The following is a 23,509-nucleotide window of genomic DNA, read 5'->3' as shown; positions in this document are numbered from 1 at the left end:
GGTCAGCGCTTCTTCTCGGCGTAGTCCTTGGCGTGCCCCAGGGTCGCCCGGCTGTTCGCGCTCAGCGCCCCATGGACGTACGTGCGGGCGTCGTCGATCGTCGCGTCGTCGCCGAGCACCCGGGCGACGGCGTCCGGATTGAGCACGACCGTGTGCTGCGACGTGGCGGTCACCCCGTGCTCGTCGTCGGTGAACGTCCACATGCCGGTGTGCAGCGTCATCAGCGCGGGCAGCGTCACCTGCTTGTACGCGATGCGGTGGTACGGCAGCGTGACCCGGTACGACCTGGTGGTGTGGGTGGAACCGTCCCGCGCCCGGGTCTCCATCTCCAGTTCCTGCAGTCCGGGCGTGGCCTCGGTGAGCGTGACCCGGGCGACATGCGGCAGCCGCTGCTCCCACGCGCCGGCCTCGTTGATGAAGTCGTAGACGTCCTTGGCCGAGCCGTCGACCCGGACCGTGTCCTCGAACGAGAACGAGAGCCCGTCGTCGGCGACCACCGCCTCGACGTTGGCCCGCAGGGCGGCCAGTTCGGAGCGCGAGTTGCGGTCCACGGCCTCGTCGATCCAGCGCAGCGCGTCCGGGTCGTCGTCGATCGCGCGGTAGTCGTGCAGCAGCCGGATGCGGCAGCGGGTGGCCGACAGTGGCTCGATCTTCCAGGTGCCGCCCATGGCGGCCACCGGCGGTGCCGAGACCTCCTGGCGGAACGTGATCGTAAACTGTCGCGGGTCCAGGGTGCGCCGCGACGTCCAGCTCTTGGCCGTGCCGTTGGCGGTCGCCCAGATCCGGATCCGCTCCTCACCGTCCCCGGCTTCCACCTGCTCGGCGTAGATCGTCGGCGGGAAGATCTGCGGCCAGTTCCCGACCTGGGCGATCAGGTCGTAGACCGTGGCAGCCGGCGCCTCGGCGACGATCTCGTGCTCTACCTGACGGGTGGTCATGATGTCGTCGTCCTCCGTAGCTCAGAAGTTGCCCAGGCCGCCGCAGACGTTGAGTGCCTGGGAGGTGATCGAGGAAGCGGTGTCCGAGACCAGGTAGGCGACCAGTCCGGCGACCTCCTCGGGGGTGGAGTAGCGCCCGAGGGGGATCTTCGCCTCGAACCTGCTGAGAATCGCGTCCTCGGTGGTGTCGTAGGCGGCCGCGTAGCCCTGGCGCACCCGCTGGGCCATCGGCGTCTCCACGTAGCCGGGGCAGACCGCGTTGACCGTGATGCCGGTGGGTGCCAGCTCGTTGCCCAGCGCCTTGGTGAAGCCGACCACGCCGTGCTTGGACGCCGAGTACGGGGCGCCGAGCACCACGCCCTGCTTGCCGGCGGTCGAGGCGATGTTGATGATGCGGCCCCACGACCGGTCGCGCAGTCCCCCGGTGGTGAGCACCTCCCGGGTCATCCGGAAGACGCTGGTGAGGTTCGTCTCCATGACGTCCTCCCACAGCTCGTCGGTGATGTCGGCGGTCACGCCGCCACCGCTGCGACCGGCGTTGTTGACGAGCACGTCGACCGGGCCGAAGCAGGCGACGGCGGCCCGGACGAACGCCGCCACCGATTCCCCGGAGCGCACGTCCAGCGTGCTGCCGGCGACGGTGTGGCCCTGCTCGGTCAGCTGCTTGACCGTCGTGGCGACGTTCTCCGTGTTGCGGGCGCCGAGGTAGATCCGGTGCCCCTGCGCGGCCAGGGTCTGCACGATCGCGAGGCCGATTCCACTCGTCGCGCCCGAGACGAGCACGACGCGTTGCTGCTGCGACATGGTGGTTCCTTTCGCGCGGTCGGGAAGGTCAGCAGGTCAGGCGAGCTGGGCGTTGACGACGTCGAGCAGCGCCCGGGGGGTCTCGGCCTCGGTCACCACCGCGTCGCTGAGGGCGACGTGGTATTCGCGCTCGATGCGCCCGGCCGTCTCCAGCAGCGCGAGCGAGTCGTAACCGAGTTCGTCGAAGGTGCGGTCGAGGATCTCCGTGTCCAGGTCGGTGCTCGCGTCGGCACCGGCCGCCTCGCGCAGGATGCGCCGCAGGTCGTCGAGACTGATCTGCATGGTGTGTCCTCCGTGGTGCGTCAGCCGGCCCGGCGGCCGGCTCTGAACGGGAAGGAAATTCAGGAAGCGACGGCCCGGACGACCATGGCGGCGTTGAAGCCGCCGTGGCCGCGGGCGAGCACCAGCGCGGCACGCACCGGCGCGGGGCGCGGTTCCCCGGTGACCAGGTCGAGCTGGTACTCCGCGGCCGGCGCGACGTTGATCGTGGGCGGAATGCGGCCCTCGGTGATGGCCAGGACGGCGGTCGCGAGATCGAGCGGCGCCGCGCCGGAGTTGAGCCGCCCGGTCATGGTCTTGGGGGCGGTGACCGGGACCCCCCGGGGGCCGAAGACGGCGGTGATCGCGTCCGCCTCGGCGCGGTCCTCGGCCGGCAGCCCGGAGGCGTCGGCGAACACGACGTCGATGTCCCCGGGGGTGACCCCGGCGTCGGCCAGGGCCAGGTGGATCGCGTGACGCAGGTTCGGCTCGCGACCACTGCCCGGCGGGGGATCGAGTGCGGCTCCGTACCCGGCGACCTCGCCGTAGATCCGGGCACCGCGCCGCCGGGCGGCGGCGAGGTCCTCGAGGATCAGCACGGCGCCACCCTCGCCGGGCACCTGCCCGCACGCGGCCGGGTCGAACGGCCGGTAGGCACGGGCGGGATCGGCCTCGACGCTCAACCGACCACCGGCGATCTGGGCCACCCACCCCCACGGGCACAGCGAGGCGTCGATGCTGCCGGTGACCAGGAGCGCGGTGCCGCGGCGGATCTGCCGGCGGGCGTGCGCCACCGCGTCCAGCCCGCCGGCCTGGTCGCTGACGACCACGCCGCTGGGGCCCTTCATGCCGTTGCGGATCGAGATCTGACCGCTGTTGACGGCATAGAACCAGGCGAAGGACTGGTACGCGCTGACGTGCTGGCTGCCCTTGCTCCACAGCTTCTGCAGTTCGTTCTGACCGAACTCGAAGCCGCCGGCCGAGCTCGCCGTCACCACACCCATGTCGTAGTCGTCGAGTTCCTCAGGCCGTACGCCGGCGTCCGCGAGCGCCCAGTCCGCGGCGGTCAGGGCGATCCGGGTCATCCGGTCGGTCTGCGGCAGCAGTCGGCCGGGTAGGTGCTCCTCGGCGGTGTAGCCGGTGATCTGACCGGCGAGCCGGGCCGGGTAGCGGCGTACGTCGAACCGGGTCATGGTGCCGATGGCGTTCTCGCCCCGTAGCGTGGCGGCCCAGTGCCGCTCGACGCCCAGCCCGGTGGGCGCGGCGACGCCGAGCCCGGTGATGACCGCGGTCGCACTCATGACCGCCTCCTGTCCGGCTTGGTGAGCACCATCGCGGTCTGGAAGCCGCCGAAGCCGCTGCCGACGGTCAGGACGGTGTCGACCCGCTGATCGCGGGCGGTCAGCGGCACGTAGTCGAGATCGCACTCCGGGTCCGGGGTCCGCAGGTTGGCCGTCGGTGGGACGACGCCGTGCTCCATGGCCAGAGCCGACGCGGCGATCTCGATCGAGCCGATGGCGCCCAGGGAGTGACCGACCATCGACTTGATGGAGCTGACCGGCGTCCGGTAGGCGTGCCCGCCCAGACTGCGCTTGAAGGCGGCGGTCTCGTGCCTGTCGTTCTGTTTGGTGCCGGAGCCGTGGGCGTTGACGTAGTCGACGGCGGTGGGGTCCAGCCGCGCCTCGTCGAGCGCCACCCGGATCGCCTCGGCCATCTCGGCGCCGTCGGGACGCAGACCGGTCATGTGGAACGCGTTGCACCGCGAGGCGTAGCCGGCGATCTCGGCGTAGAGGTGCGCCCGTCGCCGTCGGGCACTGTTCAGCTCCTCCAGTACGAAGATCGCCGAACCCTCGCCGAGCACGAAGCCGTTGCGGGTGCCGTCGAACGGTCGGGAGGCGTGCTCCGGATCGTCGTTGCGCGGCGTGGTGGCCTTGATCGCGTCGAAGCAGGCCAGCGTGATCGGTGAGATCGGCGCGTCGGTCGCCCCCGCGATCATGACGTCGGCGGAGCCCTCCCGGATCAACTCGGCCGCGTAGGCGACCGAGTCCAGCCCGGACGTGCAACCGGTGGACACCACGGTGCCCGGTCCCTCGGCGCCCACCGACCAGGCCACCTCGGCGGCGAACGAGCTGGGCACGAAGTAGTTGTAGAGGTGCGGCACGGCGTACTCGTGCTCGACGAGGTCCAGCCGTCCGCCGTCGCTGACCACCCGGTACTCGTTGTCGAGTCCCATGGTGGCCCCGACCGCGCTGCCCACGGTGACGCCGATCCGGTGCGGGTCGAGTTCGGAGAGCTCCAGTCCGCTGTCCTCGACGGCCTCCCGTGTGGCCACCACGGCCAGTTGGGCGGCCCGGTCCATGCGGCGGACCTGCTGCGGGCTCAGACCGTGCGCCTCCGGGTCGAAATCGATCTCGGCGGCGACCCGGGAGCGGAACTGCGACGGGTCGAAGAACGTGATGCTGCGGGTGGCCGTGCGGCCCTCGCTGAGCAGGCTCCAGAAGTTCTTCGTGCCGAGGCCGCCGGGCGCGAGCACGCCGATGCCGGTGATCACTACACGCCGCTGGCTCATGACGCGGCCTCCCATCGGTAGAAACGCGTGGCCATCGCGTCGGCCGGCGATCGCCAGGTGGCCGGGTCGTAGGCCTGGATGTAGGGCTTGAGGTCGTCGCTGATGGCGACGAACCGGGGGTCCGTCTTGGCGTCCTCGATCCGCCGGTCGCCTTCGTCGGACGCGAAGTCCTGGAGGTGGAAGTAGAGCCCGCGGTAGGTGAACAGCTGCCGTCGCCGGGTGCCCATCAGGTGTGGCATCTCGGTCCGGTCGAACGCGTCGAACGCCTTGGCGACGGCGTCGGCGCTGCCCGGGTCCATCCGGGCGACGATGAGCGTGCTGTGCATGTCTCCTCCTGGCTGTTCCTGATCACTGCCGGGTGGTGCCGCGGCGGGTCAGCGCGACGGGCCGAACCAACGCTCCAGGGCCGTCGGCAGGTCACTGTGGCTGCCGGGTGCGGCCCAGGCGACGTAGCCGTCCGGCCGGACCAGCACCGCCGCACTGCCGGCCAGCCGCCGCAGGTCCGCCGCCGCGGCGGGTGCCGCGGTGACGATGTCGACCCGGTCCCGCCAGCCCGCGGCGCGCCGACGCAGCGCGGCGTTGTCCTCGGTGTCCAGCAGCACGCCCCGGCCGGCGTGCAGCGCCGCGGTGCTGCTGGGCACGTCACCGGTGAGGGCCACGTGCGGCATCCGGCTCCCGAGCAGCGCGTTGGTGCCGCCCCCGACGTCGTAGCGGATCTCGAGGCCACTGACCATCCCGGCCAGGTGCCGGCTGACCTGCGGGTAGCGGATGAGTTCGGTGATGACGTCGCGCAACGGTTGGAGCTCGGGACCGGTGAGGAACAGCAGTCCCTGTGCCCGGGTGTTCATCAGCAGCCGCCGGCCCACCGGGTGCCGCTCGTCGTGGTAGGTGTCCAGCAGGCGTTCGGGCGCGCGGCCACGCACCACGGCAGCCAGCTTCCAGCCCAGGTTCACCGCGTCCTGAATGCTGACGTTCATCCCCTGGCCGCCGGCCGGCAGGTGGATGTGCGCGGCGTCGCCGGCCAGCAGGACCCGCCCCTTGCGGTACTGCGTGACCTGCCGGGTGGCGTCGCCGAACGCGCTGACCCACACCGGTTCGCCGTGCGAGATGTCGTCGCCGGTCAGCCGTTTCCAGGCCGAGGCGACCTCGTCGTACTCGGGCGGGGCGGTACGTCGCTGCGGAGGCGTGCCCCGCTCGCAGACGATCAGCCGGGTGATGCCACCGGGCAGTGGGCCGACCATCACCATCCCGCCCGGGAGTGTCTCGCCGATCATGCGCGGGGCCAGGTCGAGGCCCTTGACGTCGGCCAGGAACATCTCCATCGTCGCCGGCGTGCCGGGGAAGTCGAATCCGGCCGCCTTGCGGACCGTGCTGCGGCCACCGTCGCAGCCGACCAGGTAGCGCGCCGTCAGCCGCTGCTCCGCTCCGGAGCCGCGGACCGCGACCGTGACCGCGTCGCCCTCGTCGGTGACCGCGGTGACCTCCTGGCCCCGGCGGATGTCCGCCCCGAGACCGGCCGCCCACTCCTCGAGCACGGTCTCGGTGTGCGACTGCGGCACGGTCTTGGCGGCCTGGTGCGCACCGTCGAGCAGCCCGAAGTCGACCGGGAGGCCGCCGAAGTGGCCCTGGTTGCTGATCTCGACCTCGCCGAAGCGGCTCAGCAGGCCGCGCTGGTCGAACACCTCCATCGTGCGGGCGGTGAATCCGAGCCCCCGCGACTCCCCGGTACGTGCCGCGAGCCGTTCCAGGACGGTCACCGAAACCCCGGCCAGCCGCAGTTCCCCGGCCAGCATCAGACCTGCGGGACCGGCTCCCACGACAATCACTTCGGGATCCATACATGCCCCCTCATCGCTTGGGGAATATCGGAAACAATGGTCGGCGCGATTATTTCCGGCGCCATTTCATCGTCACCAGGAAGACCTCGTCGGTCAACAGGAACATGTGCAGATAAGTGCAAGGCCGCGTCGGCGAATGCAAACTGCGCAGGACAGCTCAGTCCGCCACGCGGCAGATCTCGGCACCGGTGGCGAGCGTGTCCCCCACGGTGGCCCGAAGATCGCGTACGACCCCGGCCCGGTGCGCGGTAACCGGCTGTTCCATCTTCATCGCCTCAAGGACGACCAGCACCTCCCCCGCCGCGACGGCCTCGCCGTCGGCCACCGCGACCTTGACGACCGTGCCCTGCATGGGAGCGGTCACCGTGTCACCGGGCGCCCTCGGGCCCGCGGGACGCTCCGGTCCCCGCCGGGGCCGGGCCGCCGGGACCGCGACCGGGGCCGCGGCGCTGGCCGACGCCGCCGGCAGGGTGACCTCCAGCCGCTTACCCGCCACCTCGACCACCATCGTCTCGACGGCCGGCGGCTCGGCCGCCTCGACACCGCCCGGGTACGGTGGGATGTCGTTGGCGAAGTCGGTCTCGATCCACCTGGTGTGCACGGTGAACGGCTGGTCGCAACCGGTCAGCTCGGGGGCGAACGCCGGGTCGGTGACGACCCGACGATGGAACGGGATGACCGTGGGTAGGCCCGTCACCTCGAACTCGGCGAGCGCCCGCGCCGCCCGCTGCAACGCCTCGGCCCGGGTGCGCCCGGTGACGACCAGTTTGGCCAGCAGCGAGTCCCAGGCCGGCCCGATCACGGTGCCGGTCTCCACCCCGCTGTCCAGGCGCACGCCGGGACCGGAAGGCGGGGCGAAACGGGTGATCGTGCCCGGCGCGGGCAGGAAGTTGCGGCCCGGGTCCTCGCCGTTGATCCGGAACTCCACCGCGTGCCCGTGCGGCACCGGGTCGTCGTAGCCGAGCGGTTCCCCCTCGGCGATCCGCAACTGCTCGCGGACCAGGTCGATGCCCGTCACCTCCTCCGTGACCGGATGCTCCACCTGCAACCGCGTGTTGACCTCGAGGAACGACACGGCGCCGTCAGCGCCGACGAGGAACTCCACGGTGCCCGCGCCGACGTAGCCCGCCTCACGCAGGATCGCCTTCGACGACTCGCGCAGTCGCGTGACCTGCTCGTCGGACAGGAACGGCGCCGGCGCCTCCTCGACCAGCTTCTGGTGGCGGCGCTGCAGCGAGCAGTCGCGGGTGGACACCACGACCACACCGCCGTACCGGTCGGCCAGGCACTGGGTCTCGACGTGCCGGGGTCGGGGCAGGTAACGCTCCACGAAGCACTCCCCGCGTCCGAACGCCGCGACGGCCTCGCGCACCGCCGATTCATACAACTCGGGAATCTCGTCCAGCGTGTGCGCCACCTTGAGGCCCCGACCACCGCCGCCGAAGGCCGCCTTCACCGCGATCGGCAGTCCGTGCTCGGTGGCGAACCGCAGCACGTCGGCGACGCCGGTCACCGGACCGGGGGTGCCCACCACCAGCGGGGCCCCGACCTGCTGCGCGACCTGCCGCGCGGTCACCTTGTCGCCCAGCCGGCGGATCGCCTCCGGCGGCGGGCCGATCCAGGTCAACCCGGCGTCCACCACGGCCTGGGCGAAGTCGGCGTTCTCGGACAGGAACCCGTATCCGGGGTGGACGGCGTCGGCGGCACACTCGCGTGCCACCGCGAGGATCTTGTCGGCGTCCAGGTAGGTGGTGGCGGGGACGGCACCGCGCAGTGCGTACGCCTCGTCGGCGCAGCGCACGTGGACCGCGTCGCGGTCGGGGTCGGCGTAGACGGCGACGCCCGTACGGCCGGTGTCCCGGCAGGCCCGTAGCACCCGGACGGCGATCTCGCCGCGATTCGCGACAAGAATCTTACGCAACATCGGCAGCATCCTTTCTCGGGGGGATCCGCGCCTTTGTTCGACCGGTTGGAGGGCGCAGCCGAAGCGCGCATGATTGCGTCGGAAAGGGTTCGCGGTATCACCTATGGTGCGCACCTTCGGGCATGCCGTCAAGACGACGCCGCATCGTCCAAATTTGTGTCAGGCCTTTGCAAAGTAGGTTTTGCTCCCATGGCCCGGTGTCAATATTGCGCCGAGACGAAACCGCACGATGAGACAAGGGGGCGAGCATGCGGGTGCTTCTCGCTGAGCGGGCCGAGGTTGCCGGCACGGTTCAGGGCCTGCGTCGGCAGGGTTATGACGTACACCGCGTCACGACCGGCACCGACACCGTACGGGATTCACGCCGGGCCGACGTCGTCGTACTCGACCTCGACCTGCCGGACCGGGACGGCCTGCGGCTGTGCGCGGACATCCGGGCCACCAGCGACGTGCCCGTGCTCGCGCTCAGCGGCGACCGCACCGAGGCCACCCGCGTCGGAGCGCTGCGCGCGGGCGCCGACGACTGCATCGACAAGCCGTACGGGTTCCGTGAGCTGGTCGCCCGGGTGGAGGCCATCGTCCGCCGGGCCACCGTCGGCGCGGCCGAACCGGCCCCGCTCACCGTGGCCGATCAGCGGCTGCGTCTCGACCCGGTGACCCGGCTGGCACGCGTCGGCGACCGCGACCTGGGCCTGACCGGCAAGGAATTCGACCTGCTGCAACTTCTGGTCGCCCGGTCCGGCACGGTCGTCGGCCGCGACGAGATCATGGCCCGGGTCTGGGCCGACCCGTGGAACCGGCGCAGCCGCACGGTCGACACGCACGTCGGCAGCCTCCGGCGCAAACTCGGCCACGACGACTGGATCGTCACGGTGCGGGGCGTCGGTTTCCGCTTCGCCGCGCTGGGTTCCGAGTAGGGGCCCACCGGCGCGACTGGCGTCACCACCCGTGGTCCGGGGCCGCCGAACCAGGCGGCCCCGGACCACGGCGTTGGCCTGGCCGAGGACGGACCGGTAGAACTCCGGCGCCGCGCGGGCGGTGGCCACCGTTCGACATCGGCTATTGACGTCGCCGTAACAAGGGGCTTAGCGTCTGTCGAACCGCTTCGTCGAACCGCTTCGACGATCACTCAGGTGCGGTTCCCCGCCTGGCCGCAGGAGGTGCGCGATGGCCACCATGCACGACGTCGCCCGCCTGGCGCAGGTCTCGGTCAGCACCGTGTCCTACGTCCTCACCGGCGCCCGGCCGATCTCCCAGGCGACCCGGGCCAAGGTGCTCGCCGCCATGACGCAGCTCGACTACCAGCCCAACGCGATGGCCCGGGGCCTGGCCAGCCGGCGCAGCCGGATCCTGGGCCTGCTGCTGCCGATGGACGAGCGTGGGCTCGGCGCGACCGAGGCGGCGTTCGTCACCGGGGCCGCCGCGGCGGCCAGCGCCGTCGGCTACCACCTGGTGCTGTCGCCGGTCGGTGGCGGCGGCGACCTCGACGAGCTACGCCGGTTGGCCAGCCAGCGGATGTTCGACGGCGTCGTGCTGATGGAGGTGCAGCTCGCCGACGAGCGGGTCGACGCCCTCGGCCAGGCCGGGGTGCCGCTGGTGCTGATCGGGCGGACCGGGGACACCGCCGGCCTCTCCTACGTCGACATCGACTTCGAGCAGACGGTGCGGGAGGCGGTGGCGCACCTGGTGGATCTGGGACACCGGCAGATCGTCTACGTCAACCACTCGGCCGAGACCCTGGCCAGCGGTTACGGGCCGGCGCTGCGGACCCGGGACGCGTTCGTCACGGCGATGACCGGCCACGGCCTGGAACCGGTCATGATCCCGGCGCAGGACAGCGCCGCCGGTGGGCGGGCCGCGCTGGCCGCCGCCATGGCGCGCGCGCCGGGCCTGACGGCCGTGCTGGCCATGAACGAGACGGCGATCTTCGGCATCCTCGGCGAGTTGACCGCGCGGGGGCTGAGCGTGCCCGACGACGTGTCGGTGGTCTCGATGGTCACCTCGCCGCAGGTCGCCGAGCTGGCCACCCCGGCGTTGACCGCGATGACGTCCCCCGGCTCGGCGATGGGCCGGATCGCGATCGAGGCGCTGGTGCGCCACCTGGACGGGGCCGGCAACGAGCGCCACCAGCAGTTGCTGCCGTGCGCGCTGGAGATCCGGGGATCGACCGCAGCACCCCGAAGCCGTCACCCCGATGGGGGTTGACCAGGTAAAACGGCCCGTCGCCGCGCGGCAACGCGACGACGGACCCAGTGAAGTACCGGGCTCGATACTCAACGAGGAGGATAGCAATGCAGCGATTCCGCCGGATCGTCGCCGCGATCGCCCTGGCGGCCACCGCGACGACCACCGTGGCCGCGTGCGGCGGCGACGACAGCGGTGACGACAGTGGGGCCAAGACCCTCAAGCTCTGGCACTACGAGGGTGAGAACAGCGCGATGGGGGTCGGCTGGGCCAAGGCCATCGAGATCTTCAAGACCGAGCACCCGGGCGTCGAGGTGCGCTTCGAGCGCAAGGCGTTCGAGCAGATCCAGCAGAACGCCGGCATGATCATCAACTCGTCCGAGGGCCCGGACATCATGGAGTACAACAAGGGCAACGCGACGGCCGGCCTGCTGTCGTCCCAGGGCCTGCTCACCGACCTCAGCGGCGAGGCGGACAAGCGCGGCTGGGCCGGCAAGCTCAGCCCCAGCCTGCAGACCACCGCCCGGTACAGCGACAAGGGCGTGATGGGGTCGGGCAACTGGTTCGGGGTGCCGAACTACGGCGAGTACGTCACGGTCTACTACAACAAGGACCTGTTCGACCGCAACGGCGTCACGGTGCCCACCAGCATGGCGGAGCTGACCGCCGCGATGGACACCTTCGTCGGCAAGGGCATCACTCCGCTGGGCATGGCCGGTGCGGAGTACCCGGCCGGGCAGCTGTTCTACCAGCTGGCCCTGTCGAAGGCCGACCGGCAGTTCGTCGACGACTACCAGCTCTACAAGAACCCGGTCGACTTCCGCGCCGACCCGCTGAAGTACGGCGCGGACACCTTCGCCGACTGGGTGCGCAAGGGCTACGTGGCCAAGGACTCGGCGAGCCTCAAGGCCGAGGACATGGGCACCGCGTTCATCGCGGGCAAGACCCCGATGATCGTCTCGGGGAGCTGGTGGTACGGCCGGTTCAAGGCCGAGATGAAGGCCAACTGGGACACCTTCCTGTTCCCGGGCAACACCCTCAACGCCGGCTCGTCCGGCAACCTGTGGGTCGTCCCGGCCAACAGCAAGGCCAAGAGCCTGGCGTACGACTTCATCGACATCACCCTGCGCCCGGAGATCCAGGACCTGATCGGCAACAACGGTGGCATCCCGGTGGCCGGTGACCCCGCGAAGATCACCGATCCGAAGGACCGCAAGCTGATCGAGGACTTCAACACCGTCAGCAAGCAGGACGGTCTGGCCTTCTACCCGGACTGGCCGGTGCCCGGCTACTACGACGTGCTGGTCGGCGGCTTCCAGGCGCTGATCAACGGGTCCAAGTCCCCCGACCAGGTGCTCGACACGATCGCCAAGCCGTACGCCGACGGCGTCAAGGAGATCACCGGCAAGTGACACGGCGAGCGGCGGGCGCGACCGGCACGACCGGCGCGCCCGCCCACCCCCGCCGGGAAGGATCCTGGATGACAGTCCCCGACACCGTCGCCGGCACCCCGCCGGCGGCGACCCCCATCCCCTCCCCCACACCCGCGCCCCGCCGCCGACGCGACGGCCGCGACGCGGCGTACTGGCTCTACCTGCTCCCCGGGGCGGTGCTGTTCGTCCTGGTGATCGGTGTACCGCTGGTCGGCACCGGCTACCTGTCGCTGACCCGCTGGTCGGGCGTCGGTGACCCCACCTTCGTCGGGTGGGACAACTACCGGCGGTTGCTGGACGACGACGTGTTCTGGGCGTCGTTCCGCAACACGGTGGCGATGATCGTCGCGATGGTGGTGGTGCCGACGCTGCTCGGGCTGCTGCTCGCCTCGGTGCTCTTCGACGTCGTCGGGCGGCGGTTCCGGCCCCGGACGGCGGCGGCCCTGCGGGCCGCGTACTACCTGCCGCAGGTGCTGCCCGTGGTGGTGGCCGGCATCGTGTGGGGCTGGATCCTGCGCCCCGACGGCGCGTTCAACAGCGTGCTCGACGCGGTCGGTCTCGGCGCGCTGCGCCACGACTGGCTGGGCGACCCGGACACCGCGCTGCCGGCGGTGATGGCGGTCATGATCTGGGTGCAGATCGGCTACCCGGTGGTCGTGTTCATGGCGGCGTTGCAGCGGGTCGACCCGGAGCTGTACGAGGCGGCCGAGGTCGACGGGGCGAACTGGCTGCACCGGTTCCGGGCGATCACCCTGCCGCAGATCCGGCCGGAGACCTTCGTGGTGGCCCTGACCTGCACGATCGCCGCGTTGAAGGTGTTCGGGCCGATCTTCGCGCTGACCCGGGGCGGCCCGGAGAACGCCACCAACGTGCCGTCCTACTTCGCGTACTACACGTTCTTCAAGAAGCTCCAGGTCGGCTACGGCTCGGCGATCTCCACGGTGCTGACGGCGATCATCGTGGTGGTGGCCGTGGTGTTCATCGTCGTGCAGGCCCGCAGCGAGCGCCGGGAACGGGGGCGCTGAGATGACCGTGACGATCGCCAAGGTCCCGGTCCGCCGGAAGAAGGTGCGCGACCGCCACCACCGGGGCGTCAGCCGCTGGGTGGTGCTCGCCGGGGTCACCGTGGGCGCGCTGGTCATGCTGGTGCCGTTCGCGTTCATGCTGCTCAACGCGTTCAAGTCGCCCGGGGACTACTCGTCGGGCGGCCCGCTGAGCTGGCCGTCGGAGTTCTACACCACCGGCCTGCGGACGTACTGGTCGGAGGTGAACTTCCCGCTCAAGCTGTGGAACTCGGCGCTCATCGCCGGGTCGGTGGCGGTGCTCGGCGTCGTCGTGTCACTGCTCAACGCGTACGCGCTGGGCATCGGCCGGGTCCGCGGCCGGCTGTGGATCGTCGGGGTGTTCCTGCTGGCGAACATGCTGCCGCAGGAGGCGTTGATCTATCCGCTGTACTACGTCGCCAAGGAGATCGGCCTCTACAACACCCGACTGTCGGTGATCATCATCTTCACCGTCATCCAGAGCGCGTTCGGCACCTACCTGCTGGCCTCGGTGCTGGGCACGTTCCCGCGCGCGCTGCTGGAGGCCGCCGCACTCGACGGCGCCGGGAAGTGGACGGTGCTGTGGCGGGTGGTCTTCCCCAACCTGCGGCCCACCCTCGCCATGCTGCTCATCTTCTTCTTCATCTGGACCTGGAACGAGTTTCTCATCCCGCTGGTCATGCTGATCGACAACCAGACCCAGACCATCCCGGTCGCCCTCGCGTCGTTGCAGGGTGACCGGCTGATGGACGCCCCCACCACCAACGCCGGCGCCCTGATCAGCCTGGTGCCGGCCATCCTGTTCTTCCTCATCTTCCAGCGCACCCTGGCGCGCGGCATCACGGCAGGAGCCGAGAAGTGAAGTTCACCGACGGGTACTGGCAACTGCGCCCGGGGGTCAGCGTGCTGCGCCCCGGTACGGTCGAATCGGTCGAACCGGACGACCGCGGTTTCACCGTCTTCGCCCCGGCCGGTCAGATCAACGGCCGGGGCGACACGCTCAACCGGCCGGTCGTCACCGTCCGGTTCTTCTCCCCCGCGCCCGGCGTGGTCGGGGTGACCATCGGCCACCACAGCGGCGGGCTGCCCCGCGAACCCCGCTTCGGGCTGGCCACCGACGACACCCACCCGGTCACCGTGGACATCACCGGGATCAGCGCGTCGCTGACCACCGGCGAGCTGACCGTGCGGGTCGCGCTGGTCGACGGCTGGCGGGTCGAGTTCCGGCACGGCGACCGGCTGGTCACCGCGTCCACCGGGCGTAGCGTCGGCATCGTCACCGACGGCGAGGGCCGCCGGTACGTGCACGAACGGCTCGCCCTCGGCGTCGGCGAGACGGTGTACGGGCTGGGCGAGCGGTTCGGCCCGTTCGTCAAGAACGGGCAGACCGTCGACATCTGGAACGCCGACGGCGGCACCGCCAGCGAGCAGGCGTACAAGAACGTGCCGTTCTATCTGAGCAGCGCCGGCTACGGGGTGTTCGTGGACCACCCGGAGCACGTGTCGTTCGAGGTCGGCTCGGAGGTGGTGGCGCAGACCCAGTTCAGCGTCGAGGGGCAGTCGCTGACCTACCACGTCGTCGACGGGCCCACCCCGAAGGACGTGCTGCGCCGCTACACCGCGCTGACCGGCCGGCCGGCCCGGGTGCCCGCCTGGTCGTACGGGCTGTGGCTGTCCACGTCGTTCACCACGTCGTACGACGAGAAGACGGTGACCGAGTTCGTCGACGGGATGGCCGAGCGGGACCTGCCGCTGTCGGTGTTCCACTTCGACTGCTTCTGGATGCGCCAGTTCCACTGGGTCGACTTCGTCTGGGACCCGGCGACCTTCCCCGACCCGCAGGGCATGCTGCACCGGCTGCACGAGCGGGGCCTGAAGGTGTGCGTGTGGATCAACCCGTACATCGCGCAGCGGTCATACCTGTTCGAGGAGGGCCGCCAGGCCGGCTACCTGGTGCGCAACCCGGACGGGTCGGTGTGGCAGTGGGACAAGTGGCAGGCCGGCATGGCGCTCGTCGACTTCACCAACCCCGACGCGGTGGCCTGGTTCACCGGCAAGCTCCGGGCGCTGCTGGACATGGGCGTCGACTGTTTCAAGACCGACTTCGGGGAGCGCATCCCGACCGACGTGGTGTGGCACGACGGGTCGGACCCGCAGCGGATGCACAACTACTACTCCTACCTCTACAACAAGGCGGTCTTCGAGCTGCTGGAGGCCGAGCGGGGCGAGGGCGAGGCGGTGCTGTTCGCCCGCTCGGCCACCGCCGGCGGCCAGCAGTTCCCGGTGCACTGGGGTGGCGACTGCGAGTCGACGTTCGTCGCGATGGCCGAGTCGCTGCGCGGCGGGCTGTCCCTGGCGTCGTCCGGCTTCGGCTACTGGAGTCACGACATCGGCGGCTTCGAGGGCACCCCCGACCCGGCGGTGTTCAAGCGGTGGATCGCGTTCGGCCTGCTGTCGTCGCACTCGCGGCTGCACGGTTCCGGCTCGTACCGGGTGCCGTGGGCGTACGACGAGCAGGCCGTGGACGTGCTGCGCCACTTCACCCGGCTCAAGCTCGCCCTGATGCCCTACCTGGCGGCGACCGCCGAGGAGGCGCACCGCGACGGCGTCCCGATGATGCGACCGATGATCGTGGAGTTCCCGGACGACCCGGCCGTGGCACACCTCGACCGGCAGTACATGCTCGGCCCGGACGTGCTGGTCGCGCCGGTGCTCAGTGCCGACGGGCAGGTCACCTTCTACGTGCCCGCCGGCACCTGGACCCACCTGGTCACCGGGGCGCAGCTCACCGGCCCGGCGTGGGTGACCGAGAAGCACGGGTACGACAGCCTGCCGGTGCTCGCCCGGCCCGGCGCGGTCATCGGGTTCGGGGCGCGCAGCGACCGGCCCGACTACGCCTGGGCCGACGGGGTGGAGCTGCGGCTCTACGCTCCGGCGGAGGGGCAACGGCAGCGGGTGCGCATCCCGTCGCCCGACGGGGGGCCGGGCACGCAGTTCGAGGTGGGGTTCCGGGGCGGGGTGGCGACCGCCGAGCTGGTGGCGGGTGAGTCGTCGGCGTACCACTGCGTGGTGGTCGGCGCGGAGAGGGCGGGACGATGACGGCACGCAACTTCCCGGAGAGCTTCCTCTGGGGGTCGGCGACGGCGGCGTACCAGATCGAGGGCGCGGCCACCGAGGACGGCCGGGGTCCGTCCATCTGGGACACCTACAGCCACACCCCGGGGCGGACGTTGAACGGCGACACCGGTGACGTGGCCGCCGACCACTACCACCGGTGGCCGCAGGACCTGGACCACATCGCCGGGCTGGGGCTGGGCGCGTACCGTTTCTCGATCTCCTGGCCCCGGGTGCAGCCGGGCGGTTCCGGCCGGTTCAACCCCGCCGGCCTGGACTTCTACGCGCGGCTGGTCGACGGACTGCTGGAGCGCGGCATCCGACCGGTGGCGACCATGTACCACTGGGACCTGCCGCAGGAGCTGGAGGACGCCGGCGGGTGGCCGGCGCGGGAGACGGCGCTGCGTTTCGAGGAGTACGCGGCGGGGATCGTCGGCGCGCTCGGCGACCGGGTGCACACCTGGACGACGCTCAACGAACCGTGGTGCTCGGCGTACCTGGGGTACGGCTCCGGTGTGCACGCGCCCGGTCGTACCGAACCGGCGGCGGCGTTGGCGGCGGTGCACCACCTGAACCTGGCGCACGGCCTGGCCGGTCGGGTGGTGCGGGAGCTGACGCCGGGCGCGGAACTGTCGGTGACGTTGAACCTGCACGTCGTGCGGGGCGCCTCCGACTCGGCCGCCGACGCCGACGCGGTCCGGCGGATCGACGCGTTGGCGAACCGGGCGTTCCTCGGCCCGATGCTGGACGGGGCGTACCCGGCGGACCTGCTGGCCGACACCGCCGCCGTCACCGACTGGTCGTTCGTGCGCCCCGGTGACGAGAAGACGATCGCGGTGCCGCTGGACGTGCTCGGGGTCAACTACTACTCCAGCACCCTGGTCCGCGCCTGGGACGGGCACTCGGCCCGCTCCGCCGCCGACGGGCACGGGGCGTCGGCGCACTCGCCGTGGGTGGGTGCCGAGGACGTCGACTTCCTGCCGCAGCCCGGCCCGTACACGGCGATGGGGTGGAACATCGACCCGCCGGCCTTCACCGAGCTGCTGCTGCGGCTACGTGACGACCACCCGGGCCAGCCCTTGATGATCACCGAGAACGGCGCGGCCTTCGACGACGTGGTGTCGGCCGACGGGCGGATCCACGACGACCGGCGGATCGACTACCTGCGCCGGCACATCGGCGCGGTGGCCGACGCCCGGGCGCAGGGCGTGGACGTGCGGGGCTACTTCGTCTGGTCGCTGCTGGACAACTTCGAGTGGGGTTACGGCTACGACCGCCGGTTCGGCATCATCCACGTCGACTACGACACGCAGGAACGCCGCTGGAAGGACAGCGCCCACTGGTACCGCCGGCTGGTCGCCACCGGCGAGCTGGACGGATAGGCCGGCGCTCTCTCCCGGTGGTGCCCCGGCCGGACGGCCGGGGCACCCCACGTCGTCTCCGCGACCCGGACCGGGTTCAGGGGTGCGTCGCACGGACCCGTTCGAGGCCGAGTCGCGGACTGGTGACGAGACGGTAGTCGGCCGACTCCGCGTCGGACAGGGGGTTGCCCCGCACCGGGGTGAAGTCGGGTCCGTCGGAGTCGGGTGCGTGCACCACCTGCAGTTGCGCCCGCACCGCCTCCTCCCGCAGGCGGTCGGTGATGACGCGGGTGGACGAGTCGGCCGCCTCCCGCAGGTCGGACAGGCCACCGATGATCTCGGCGAAGGAGCGGGAGGAGACGTCGGCGTCCGGCTGCCCGGACGGCTCGTCGCCGATCAACCGGTCGGAGGTGCGGAAGAAGCCGTCCTTGCCCAGGTAGCGCTCGTACATGATGGTCACCAGCGCGAACAGCCGCATGTACGCGCGCCGGTAGGCGAACTCGAAGAACCGCAGGGCCTCCGCCTCGTCGACCTCGCCCCGGTCCACCGAGGCGACGCACGCGGCGGCGGTCAACGCGCTGTAGAGCGCGAGGTGCACGCCGGTGGACAGCAGCGGGTCCAGGAAGCACGCCGCGTCGCCCACGATCGCGTAACCCGGCCCGCAGAACTGGTCCGCGATGTACGAGTAGTCGGTCTCGACCCTCGTCACGCCGAGGAACTCCGCCCCCGCGGTCAGGCCCGCGATGGTCGGCGAGGCCGCGATGAGGTGCCGGTACAGGTCGTCCGACGACGGGTGCTGGTGACGGTCACGCGCGAAGGCGTCCTTGGTGGTGACGTACCCGATGCTCATCCGCCCGCCGGCCATCGGGATGACCCAGTACCAGCCCTCCGGCGAGGAGATGATGTTGATCCCACCGGACGGCGTCTCGGGCAGCAGCGTGGCGCCGGTCCAGTAGCCCCAGATGCCGACGTTGCGCAGGTTGTTCAGCGGCTCGCGGTTGCCGAAGTGCCGGGCGCTGAGCAGCCCGTTGCGCCCGGTGGCGTCGATCAGGAAGTCAAAGTCGTCGATGGTGAACGGCTCACCGTCGTCCGGGGCACACTCGACGGCCACCGGCCGGCCGTCGGCGAAGCGCACCGACCGACCGGTGACACCGGTGGTGACGGCTACCCCGTTGCGGCGGGCGTGCTCCAGCAGCAGCGCGTCGAACTCGCTGCGGTCGACCTGCCACGACTGCACCCCGGACTGCGCCTGCCAGTCGAACGCCCACTGGTCGTCGTCCCAGTGGATGACGCCTCCGTTCTTCTTCACGAAGCCGTGGTCGTCGAGGGTCTTCGACATGCCGATGGCGTCCAGCACCACCCGGCACGACGGGGTGAGCGACTCGCCCACGTGGTACCGCGGGAAGTGGGCGCTCTCGACGAGTCGCACGTCGAGGCCGGCCTGGGCCATCGCCGTTGCCGCGGTGCTCCCGGCCGGGCCACCACCTATCACGAGGACCTTCATGTCTCTGCCACCTTGCCGTTCCGGCCGTAGCCACGCAGGGATGGTGCACGACGACGCGCGTTTCCACGGCGGCCACCGGGGCCGCAGCAGGAATCAGGGGGTGGTGCCGGTCATGGTCGGGCCGGCAAGCGTGTGCCGTTGGTCCCGTACCGGCGGTCGCGCGCCGCACGGGTCGGATCCGATGACGAACGAAGCAGCACAAGCATCCCCATCCTCGCACGAATGAGATAGACGATCGTACATGAATATCGGTGCGCTCACCGCTACGCTCCGTCACCGGGCGGGCTGTGGCGGTGGGCCGGAGCAGCAGCCCTTCCGGTGGCCGTACTAGGGTGCTTTCCGGGGCAAAGTGTCCAGGCGGTCGAGGGGGTCCGATGCGGCAGGCCAAACGGCTCAAGAGTGTCCGGTACGACATCCGGGGCCCGGTGCTGCGGCGGGCCCAGGAGATGGAGGCCGCCGGCCACCGGATCCTCAAGCTGAACCTGGGCAACCCCGCACCCTGGGGGCTGGCCACGCCCGATCCGATCGTCGCCGACGTGGTGCAGAACCTCGTCGAGGCGCAGGGCTACAGCGACGCCCGGGGCATCTACTCGGCGCGGGTCGCCGTCGCCCAGCGGTACCAGAACCTGGGCGTGACCGGCGTCCAGCCGGACGACGTGCTGCTCGGCAACGGGGTCTCCGAGCTGATCATGATGGTGTTGCAGGCACTGCTCGACTCCGGCGACGAGGTGCTGGTGCCCAGCCCGGACTACCCGCTCTGGACCGCCGCGGTGAATCTGTGCGGCGGTCAGGCCGTGCACTACCGCTGCGACGAGAGCGCCGGCTGGCAGCCCGACCTGGAGCACCTGGCCTCGCGGATCACCGAACGCACCCGCGCCCTCGTGGTGATCAACCCGAACAACCCGACCGGCGCGGTGTACTCGGAGCAGACCCTGCTCGGCATGATCGAACTGGCCCGCCGGCACGGCCTGATGATCTTCGCCGACGAGATCTACGACCGGATCGTCTACGACGGCGCCACCCACCACACGCTCGCAGCGCTCGCCCCGGACGTGCCGGTGGTCAGCATGGGCGGCCTGTCGAAGGTCTACCGGGCCGCCGGATTCCGCTCCGGCTGGCTCGCCACCAGCGGCTTCACCGGCACCGACACGGACTACCTGAACGGGCTGCAACTGCTGGCCAACCTCCGGGTCTGCCCGAACGTGCCGGCCCAGCACGCCATCCAGACCGCGCTCGGCGGCTACCAGAGCATCGACGAGCTGATCCGGCCCGGCGGGCGGCTGCTGGAACAGCGCGACCACGCCTGGCGTGAGGTCGTCGCGATCCCCGGCGTCGACTGCGTCAAGCCGGACGGCGCGCTCTACCTGTTCGCCCGCCTCGACCCGGCCGTCCACAAGATCCACGACGACGAGAAGCTCGTGATCGACCTGCTGGAGCAGCAGCACCTGCTGATCTCGCACGGCAGCGGCTTCAACATCGACACCCCGGACCACCTGCGCATGGTGTTCCTGGCCCCCACCGACGTCCTCGACGACGCCATCGGCCGCATCCGCACTTTCCTGTCCACCTACCGGCAGTAGGAGGCCGGCCGCCACGCACCGCCCTCCACCGCAGGCGACACCTCACCCAGGGGCTCGGACGGGGCTGCCAGGTCGGCGGGGAGGACACCGCCCCGACCGCACGGTGCGGCGGCCGGTCGTGGGCGAGGATGGACCCATGACCGACGAGTTGACCGTAGGGGTGCTGGGCGCGGGCATCATGGGTGCCGCCATGGCCGGCAATCTCGTCCGGGCGGGGCACGCCGTCCGCGTGTGGAACCGGTCCCCGGACAAGGCGGCAGCGACCGGCGCGACCGTGGCGGACACCCCGGCCGACGCCGTCCGCGACGCCGACGTGATCATCACGATGCTGTACGACGGGGCGACCGTCCGCGACGTGATCGGGCGGGCCGCACCGGCGCTCAGGCCGGGCGCGGCCTGGTTGCAGACGACCACCGTGGGCCTCGCCGACACCGCCGGGCTCGCCGAGGTCGCCGCAGAGCACCGGGTGGCGTTCTACGACGCGCCGGTGCTCGGCACCCGGCAGCCCGCCGAGGCCGGCCAGTTGACCGTGCTCGCCGCCGGGCCGCAGACCGGCCGGGAGAGGCTCACCGCGGTGTTCGACGCGATCGCGGCCCGGGTGGTGTGGCTGGGTGAGGACGGCGCGCGGGGCGACGGCACCCGGTTGAAGCTGGTGGCGAACAGTTGGGTCCTGACGGTGACGCACGGCGCGGTGGAGATGCTGGCGTTGGCCGGGGCACTCGGCGTCGACCCGGACCGGTTCTTCGCGGTGATCGAGGGCGGTCCGCTGGACATGGGCTACCTGCACGCCAAGACCGACCTGGTACGGCAGGGCCGGCTGTCGCCGGCGAGCTTCGCGGTGGAGACCGCCGAGAAGGACGCCCGGCTGATCGTCGCGGCCGGCGAAGATCACGGGGTACGCCTCGATGTCCTGGCCGCCGGTGCGGAGCGGTTCCGGCGCGCCGCCGCGCAGGGTCACGGCGACGAGGACATGGCGGCGTCGTACCACGCCAGCTTCGTCCCGTGACGCCGCTCCGGCGGCCGAGTGTCCGCCTGAACCGGGCGCACTCGGCCTGGTTCCCGCCTCGGGAGCAGTCGTGTCGCGCGTCGGGTGGCAGTGGTGATTGTGGACGGTGTCCGGATCGGGCATGCTGACAACGCGCGGCCGGGCCGTTCGGCTCATCGGGGTGCAGAGCGGAGGAGCGCCGGTGAAACCGTTCTGTAGAGCTATTCTCGCCGTGCTGTGCGTTGCCGTGCTGGTGGTCGGCCCGCAGACCCCCGCATCGGCGATCGCCGGCGGCACCACCACGTCGTCGCTGCACGGGCAGGTGCAGATCTGGAACAACGGAGGGGCCGACTTCCGCTGTACCGGCTCGCTCATCCATGTGCACTACGTGCTCACCGCGGCACACTGCCTCCACAGCAGCCGCCTCGTGGTCAAGGCGGGCGACAAGCGTCTCGGCAGCGGTCAGCGCATCATCGTCGACGGCACGGCGGCGGCGCCGAAGGGCTACGACATGGCGGTCCTGCATCTGGCGTCGAACGTCACCCAGAGCAATCTCGTCGTTCCCTACAGCAGAGACACGGCTCTGCTCAAGACCGGGGTCACCGTAGCCATCCGCGGCTGGGGGCAGACCGAGGAGAACGGGCCTCCGGCGTCGACCCTGCGGGTGTGCAGCCTGCGGGTCGAGCGATCCATCGCCTCGGAGCTGGAGTTGGAGGGAATCAACGGGGTTCCCCTGGACGGTGACTCCGGGGCGGCGGTCTGGCAGAACAACCGCGTCCAGGCCGTGTTCACCCACTCCGACGACGCCCTGGGTGGACTGTCCGTTCCCACCGGTTTCCTGGCCGGCTGGATCAAGAGCGTCAGCGGGGTCGACGGAATCGACTGAACCCGGTCTGATCGCCCGGGCGGCGTGGGCGGGGTCGTCGTCAGGCGGCGTCGACGCTGGAGAGGACGGCGTCCCAGGCCAGTTCGGCGGCGACCGTGCCCAGCCGCAGCGACGGGGCGGGCACCGTCACCTCGTCGGTGGTCAGGGCGAACAGGGTGTCGCCGTCGGCGATGGTGTGGAACGGCTGGATCGCCCGGTGCATGGAGCTGTGCACCTGGGTGGCGAACTGGGCGAGTTCGGTGTCGGTCATCCGGACGTTGGTGACCACGGCGGTCAGGGTGGTGTTCCCGCCGGTGGGCGCGAGGTCCGGGGTGGCCGTCGCGACCAGCTCGGCGTAGTCCTCGGCCGGGTGGCGACGCCGGCCGGTCGCCGGGTCGAGGTTGCCCCGCACGATCCCGCCGTCACGGTCGACGATCACACCCATCGCGTTGACCACGGTCAGCACCAGCAGCCGGGCCGCGCCGACGCGGGCGAAGGCGGCACCCTGCCCGCCCCACTCGGCGCGGGCGTTGTCGACCTTGCCGACGGTCGCGCCGACACCCGCGCCGACCCTCCCGACGGCCACCCGGTCGGCGCGTACCGCGCGCAGCCCGTCGGCGCCGAGCCGGGCGTCGGGGTAGATGGCGTTGTCGCGGGGCGTGAAGTCGTAGACGACGGCCCCGGAGACCACCGGCAGGCTGCCGAAGTCGGTCGCGTAGCCGGTGCGGCGGAGCAGTTCGTCGTAGACACCTGACGCCGCGGCGAGCCCGAAGCTCGACCCGCCGGCGAAACACAACGCGTGGTGGTACGGGAAGCCGCCGCTGACCCCGACGGCCCCGCCCCGCTTGTCGACGGCGGTACGCGCGCCGCCGGGGATGCTGAGCACGGTGACGCCGGTCGGGCCGTCGGGATACTCGGCGGTGCCGATCGCCACGCCGGGCAGGTCGAAGTCGACCCACCCGTCGCCCGCCGCGCCGAGCACGGCGGGTCGTCGCCGGTGGTCGTTGCCGACGGGTGCCGTCGTACGCGGCGGGGCGGGATGGTGCCCGGACATGAGGATCACCGTCTTCCGTGGGGGGTGTGGTGGTGGCGTGTCCCGACCGGGGTCC

General features: G+C 71.2%; 20 protein-coding genes. 10 read left to right on the top strand and 10 right to left on the bottom strand.

Annotated elements, in window-relative coordinates; genetic code table 11:
• Positions 1 to 2: 2 nt before the first annotated feature.
• The 8 genes from ACN260_RS09525 to ACN260_RS09490 all read right to left on the bottom strand — a co-directional run bounded on the left by ACN260_RS09525 (position 3) and on the right by ACN260_RS09490 (position 8,328).
• Positions 3 to 938 carry an aromatase/cyclase gene (locus tag ACN260_RS09525; protein ID WP_422755597.1) on the bottom strand — a complete coding sequence of 312 codons (936 nt, stop codon included), beginning with the start codon at positions 936 to 938 and terminating at the stop codon, positions 3 to 5.
• A 21-nt stretch (positions 939 to 959) separates the two neighbouring features.
• Complete coding sequence (locus ACN260_RS09520) at positions 960 to 1,742, bottom strand: SDR family NAD(P)-dependent oxidoreductase (RefSeq protein ID WP_422755596.1); 783 nt, start codon at positions 1,740 to 1,742, stop codon at positions 960 to 962.
• Positions 1,743 to 1,778: 36 nt separating this feature from the next.
• Complete coding sequence (locus tag ACN260_RS09515; RefSeq protein WP_422755595.1) at positions 1,779 to 2,024, bottom strand: acyl carrier protein; 246 nt, start codon at positions 2,022 to 2,024, stop codon at positions 1,779 to 1,781.
• A gap of 59 nt (positions 2,025 to 2,083) precedes the next feature.
• Positions 2,084 to 3,301 carry a ketosynthase chain-length factor gene (locus ACN260_RS09510; protein WP_422755594.1) on the bottom strand — a complete coding sequence of 406 codons (1,218 nt, stop codon included), beginning with the start codon at positions 3,299 to 3,301 and terminating at the stop codon, positions 2,084 to 2,086.
• On the bottom strand, positions 3,298 to 4,569 hold the full coding sequence (locus ACN260_RS09505; RefSeq protein ID WP_422755593.1) for a beta-ketoacyl-[acyl-carrier-protein] synthase family protein: 1,272 nt from the start codon (positions 4,567 to 4,569) through the stop codon (positions 3,298 to 3,300). Before ACN260_RS09505 ends, ACN260_RS09510 begins: the two co-directional genes overlap by 4 nt.
• The gene (locus tag ACN260_RS09500; RefSeq protein WP_421406929.1) at positions 4,566 to 4,895 is read right to left on the bottom strand and encodes a TcmI family type II polyketide cyclase; all 330 of its coding nucleotides are present in this window, start codon (positions 4,893 to 4,895) and stop codon (positions 4,566 to 4,568) included. The genes ACN260_RS09505 and ACN260_RS09500 overlap by 4 nt, the downstream gene beginning before the upstream one ends.
• 48 nt (positions 4,896 to 4,943) lie before the next feature.
• Complete coding sequence (locus ACN260_RS09495) at positions 4,944 to 6,407, bottom strand: FAD-dependent monooxygenase (protein ID WP_422755592.1); 1,464 nt, start codon at positions 6,405 to 6,407, stop codon at positions 4,944 to 4,946.
• Between the two features lie 157 nt (positions 6,408 to 6,564).
• Positions 6,565 to 8,328, bottom strand: a complete 1,764-nt coding sequence (locus ACN260_RS09490; protein WP_422756674.1) for an acetyl/propionyl/methylcrotonyl-CoA carboxylase subunit alpha — start codon at positions 8,326 to 8,328, stop codon at positions 6,565 to 6,567.
• Positions 8,329 to 8,579: 251 nt separating this feature from the next.
• Between ACN260_RS09490 and ACN260_RS09485 the strand changes: the two genes are divergently transcribed.
• The 7 genes from ACN260_RS09485 (at position 8,580) to ACN260_RS09455 (ending at position 17,487) form a co-directional block, all read left to right on the top strand.
• Positions 8,580 to 9,248 (top strand): response regulator transcription factor, encoded by a 669-nt coding sequence (locus ACN260_RS09485; protein ID WP_422755591.1) that lies wholly within the window; start codon positions 8,580 to 8,582, stop codon positions 9,246 to 9,248.
• 250 nt (positions 9,249 to 9,498) lie between these two features.
• Positions 9,499 to 10,536, top strand: coding sequence for a LacI family DNA-binding transcriptional regulator (locus ACN260_RS09480; protein WP_422755590.1), 1,038 nt, complete (start codon positions 9,499 to 9,501; stop codon positions 10,534 to 10,536).
• A gap of 86 nt (positions 10,537 to 10,622) precedes the next feature.
• Positions 10,623 to 11,927 carry an ABC transporter substrate-binding protein gene (locus tag ACN260_RS09475; protein WP_422755589.1) on the top strand — a complete coding sequence of 435 codons (1,305 nt, stop codon included), beginning with the start codon at positions 10,623 to 10,625 and terminating at the stop codon, positions 11,925 to 11,927.
• 68 nt (positions 11,928 to 11,995) lie between these two features.
• Positions 11,996 to 12,973, top strand: a complete 978-nt coding sequence (locus ACN260_RS09470; RefSeq protein ID WP_422755588.1) for a carbohydrate ABC transporter permease — start codon at positions 11,996 to 11,998, stop codon at positions 12,971 to 12,973.
• 1 nt (position 12,974) lies between these two features.
• Positions 12,975 to 13,853 carry a carbohydrate ABC transporter permease gene (locus ACN260_RS09465; RefSeq protein WP_422755587.1) on the top strand — a complete coding sequence of 293 codons (879 nt, stop codon included), beginning with the start codon at positions 12,975 to 12,977 and terminating at the stop codon, positions 13,851 to 13,853.
• Positions 13,850 to 16,090 carry an alpha-xylosidase gene (gene yicI, locus ACN260_RS09460; RefSeq protein WP_422755586.1) on the top strand — a complete coding sequence of 747 codons (2,241 nt, stop codon included), beginning with the start codon at positions 13,850 to 13,852 and terminating at the stop codon, positions 16,088 to 16,090. The genes ACN260_RS09465 and yicI overlap by 4 nt, the downstream gene beginning before the upstream one ends.
• Positions 16,087 to 17,487, top strand: coding sequence for a GH1 family beta-glucosidase (locus tag ACN260_RS09455; protein ID WP_422755585.1), 1,401 nt, complete (start codon positions 16,087 to 16,089; stop codon positions 17,485 to 17,487). Before yicI ends, ACN260_RS09455 begins: the two co-directional genes overlap by 4 nt.
• Before the next feature lie 76 nt (positions 17,488 to 17,563).
• On the opposite strand, the gene ACN260_RS09450 is transcribed toward ACN260_RS09455, so the two are convergent.
• Positions 17,564 to 18,970, bottom strand: a complete 1,407-nt coding sequence (locus ACN260_RS09450; RefSeq protein WP_422755584.1) for an NAD(P)/FAD-dependent oxidoreductase — start codon at positions 18,968 to 18,970, stop codon at positions 17,564 to 17,566.
• A gap of 374 nt (positions 18,971 to 19,344) precedes the next feature.
• Here ACN260_RS09450 and ACN260_RS09445 point away from each other — a divergent pair, with 374 nt between their 5' ends.
• The 3 genes from ACN260_RS09445 to ACN260_RS09435 all read left to right on the top strand — a co-directional run bounded on the left by ACN260_RS09445 (position 19,345) and on the right by ACN260_RS09435 (position 22,421).
• Positions 19,345 to 20,550: a pyridoxal phosphate-dependent aminotransferase gene (locus ACN260_RS09445; protein WP_422755583.1), complete on the top strand. Its 1,206-nt coding sequence runs from the start codon at positions 19,345 to 19,347 to the stop codon at positions 20,548 to 20,550.
• Positions 20,551 to 20,686: 136 nt separating this feature from the next.
• Positions 20,687 to 21,556, top strand: a complete 870-nt coding sequence (locus tag ACN260_RS09440) for an NAD(P)-dependent oxidoreductase (RefSeq protein ID WP_422755582.1) — start codon at positions 20,687 to 20,689, stop codon at positions 21,554 to 21,556.
• A gap of 181 nt (positions 21,557 to 21,737) precedes the next feature.
• Positions 21,738 to 22,421 (top strand): trypsin-like serine protease, encoded by a 684-nt coding sequence (locus tag ACN260_RS09435; protein ID WP_422755581.1) that lies wholly within the window; start codon positions 21,738 to 21,740, stop codon positions 22,419 to 22,421.
• 40 nt (positions 22,422 to 22,461) lie between these two features.
• Here ACN260_RS09435 and ACN260_RS09430 read toward each other — a convergent pair whose 3' ends face one another.
• Positions 22,462 to 23,454, bottom strand: coding sequence for a P1 family peptidase (locus tag ACN260_RS09430; RefSeq protein ID WP_422755580.1), 993 nt, complete (start codon positions 23,452 to 23,454; stop codon positions 22,462 to 22,464).
• Positions 23,455 to 23,509: the final 55 nt, after the last annotated feature.

The organism is Micromonospora sp. WMMD708, from assembly GCF_049315245.1.
Lineage (GTDB): Bacteria > Actinomycetota > Actinomycetes > Mycobacteriales > Micromonosporaceae > Micromonospora > Micromonospora wenchangensis.
This window is presented reverse-complemented; position numbering and strand designations above follow the sequence as displayed.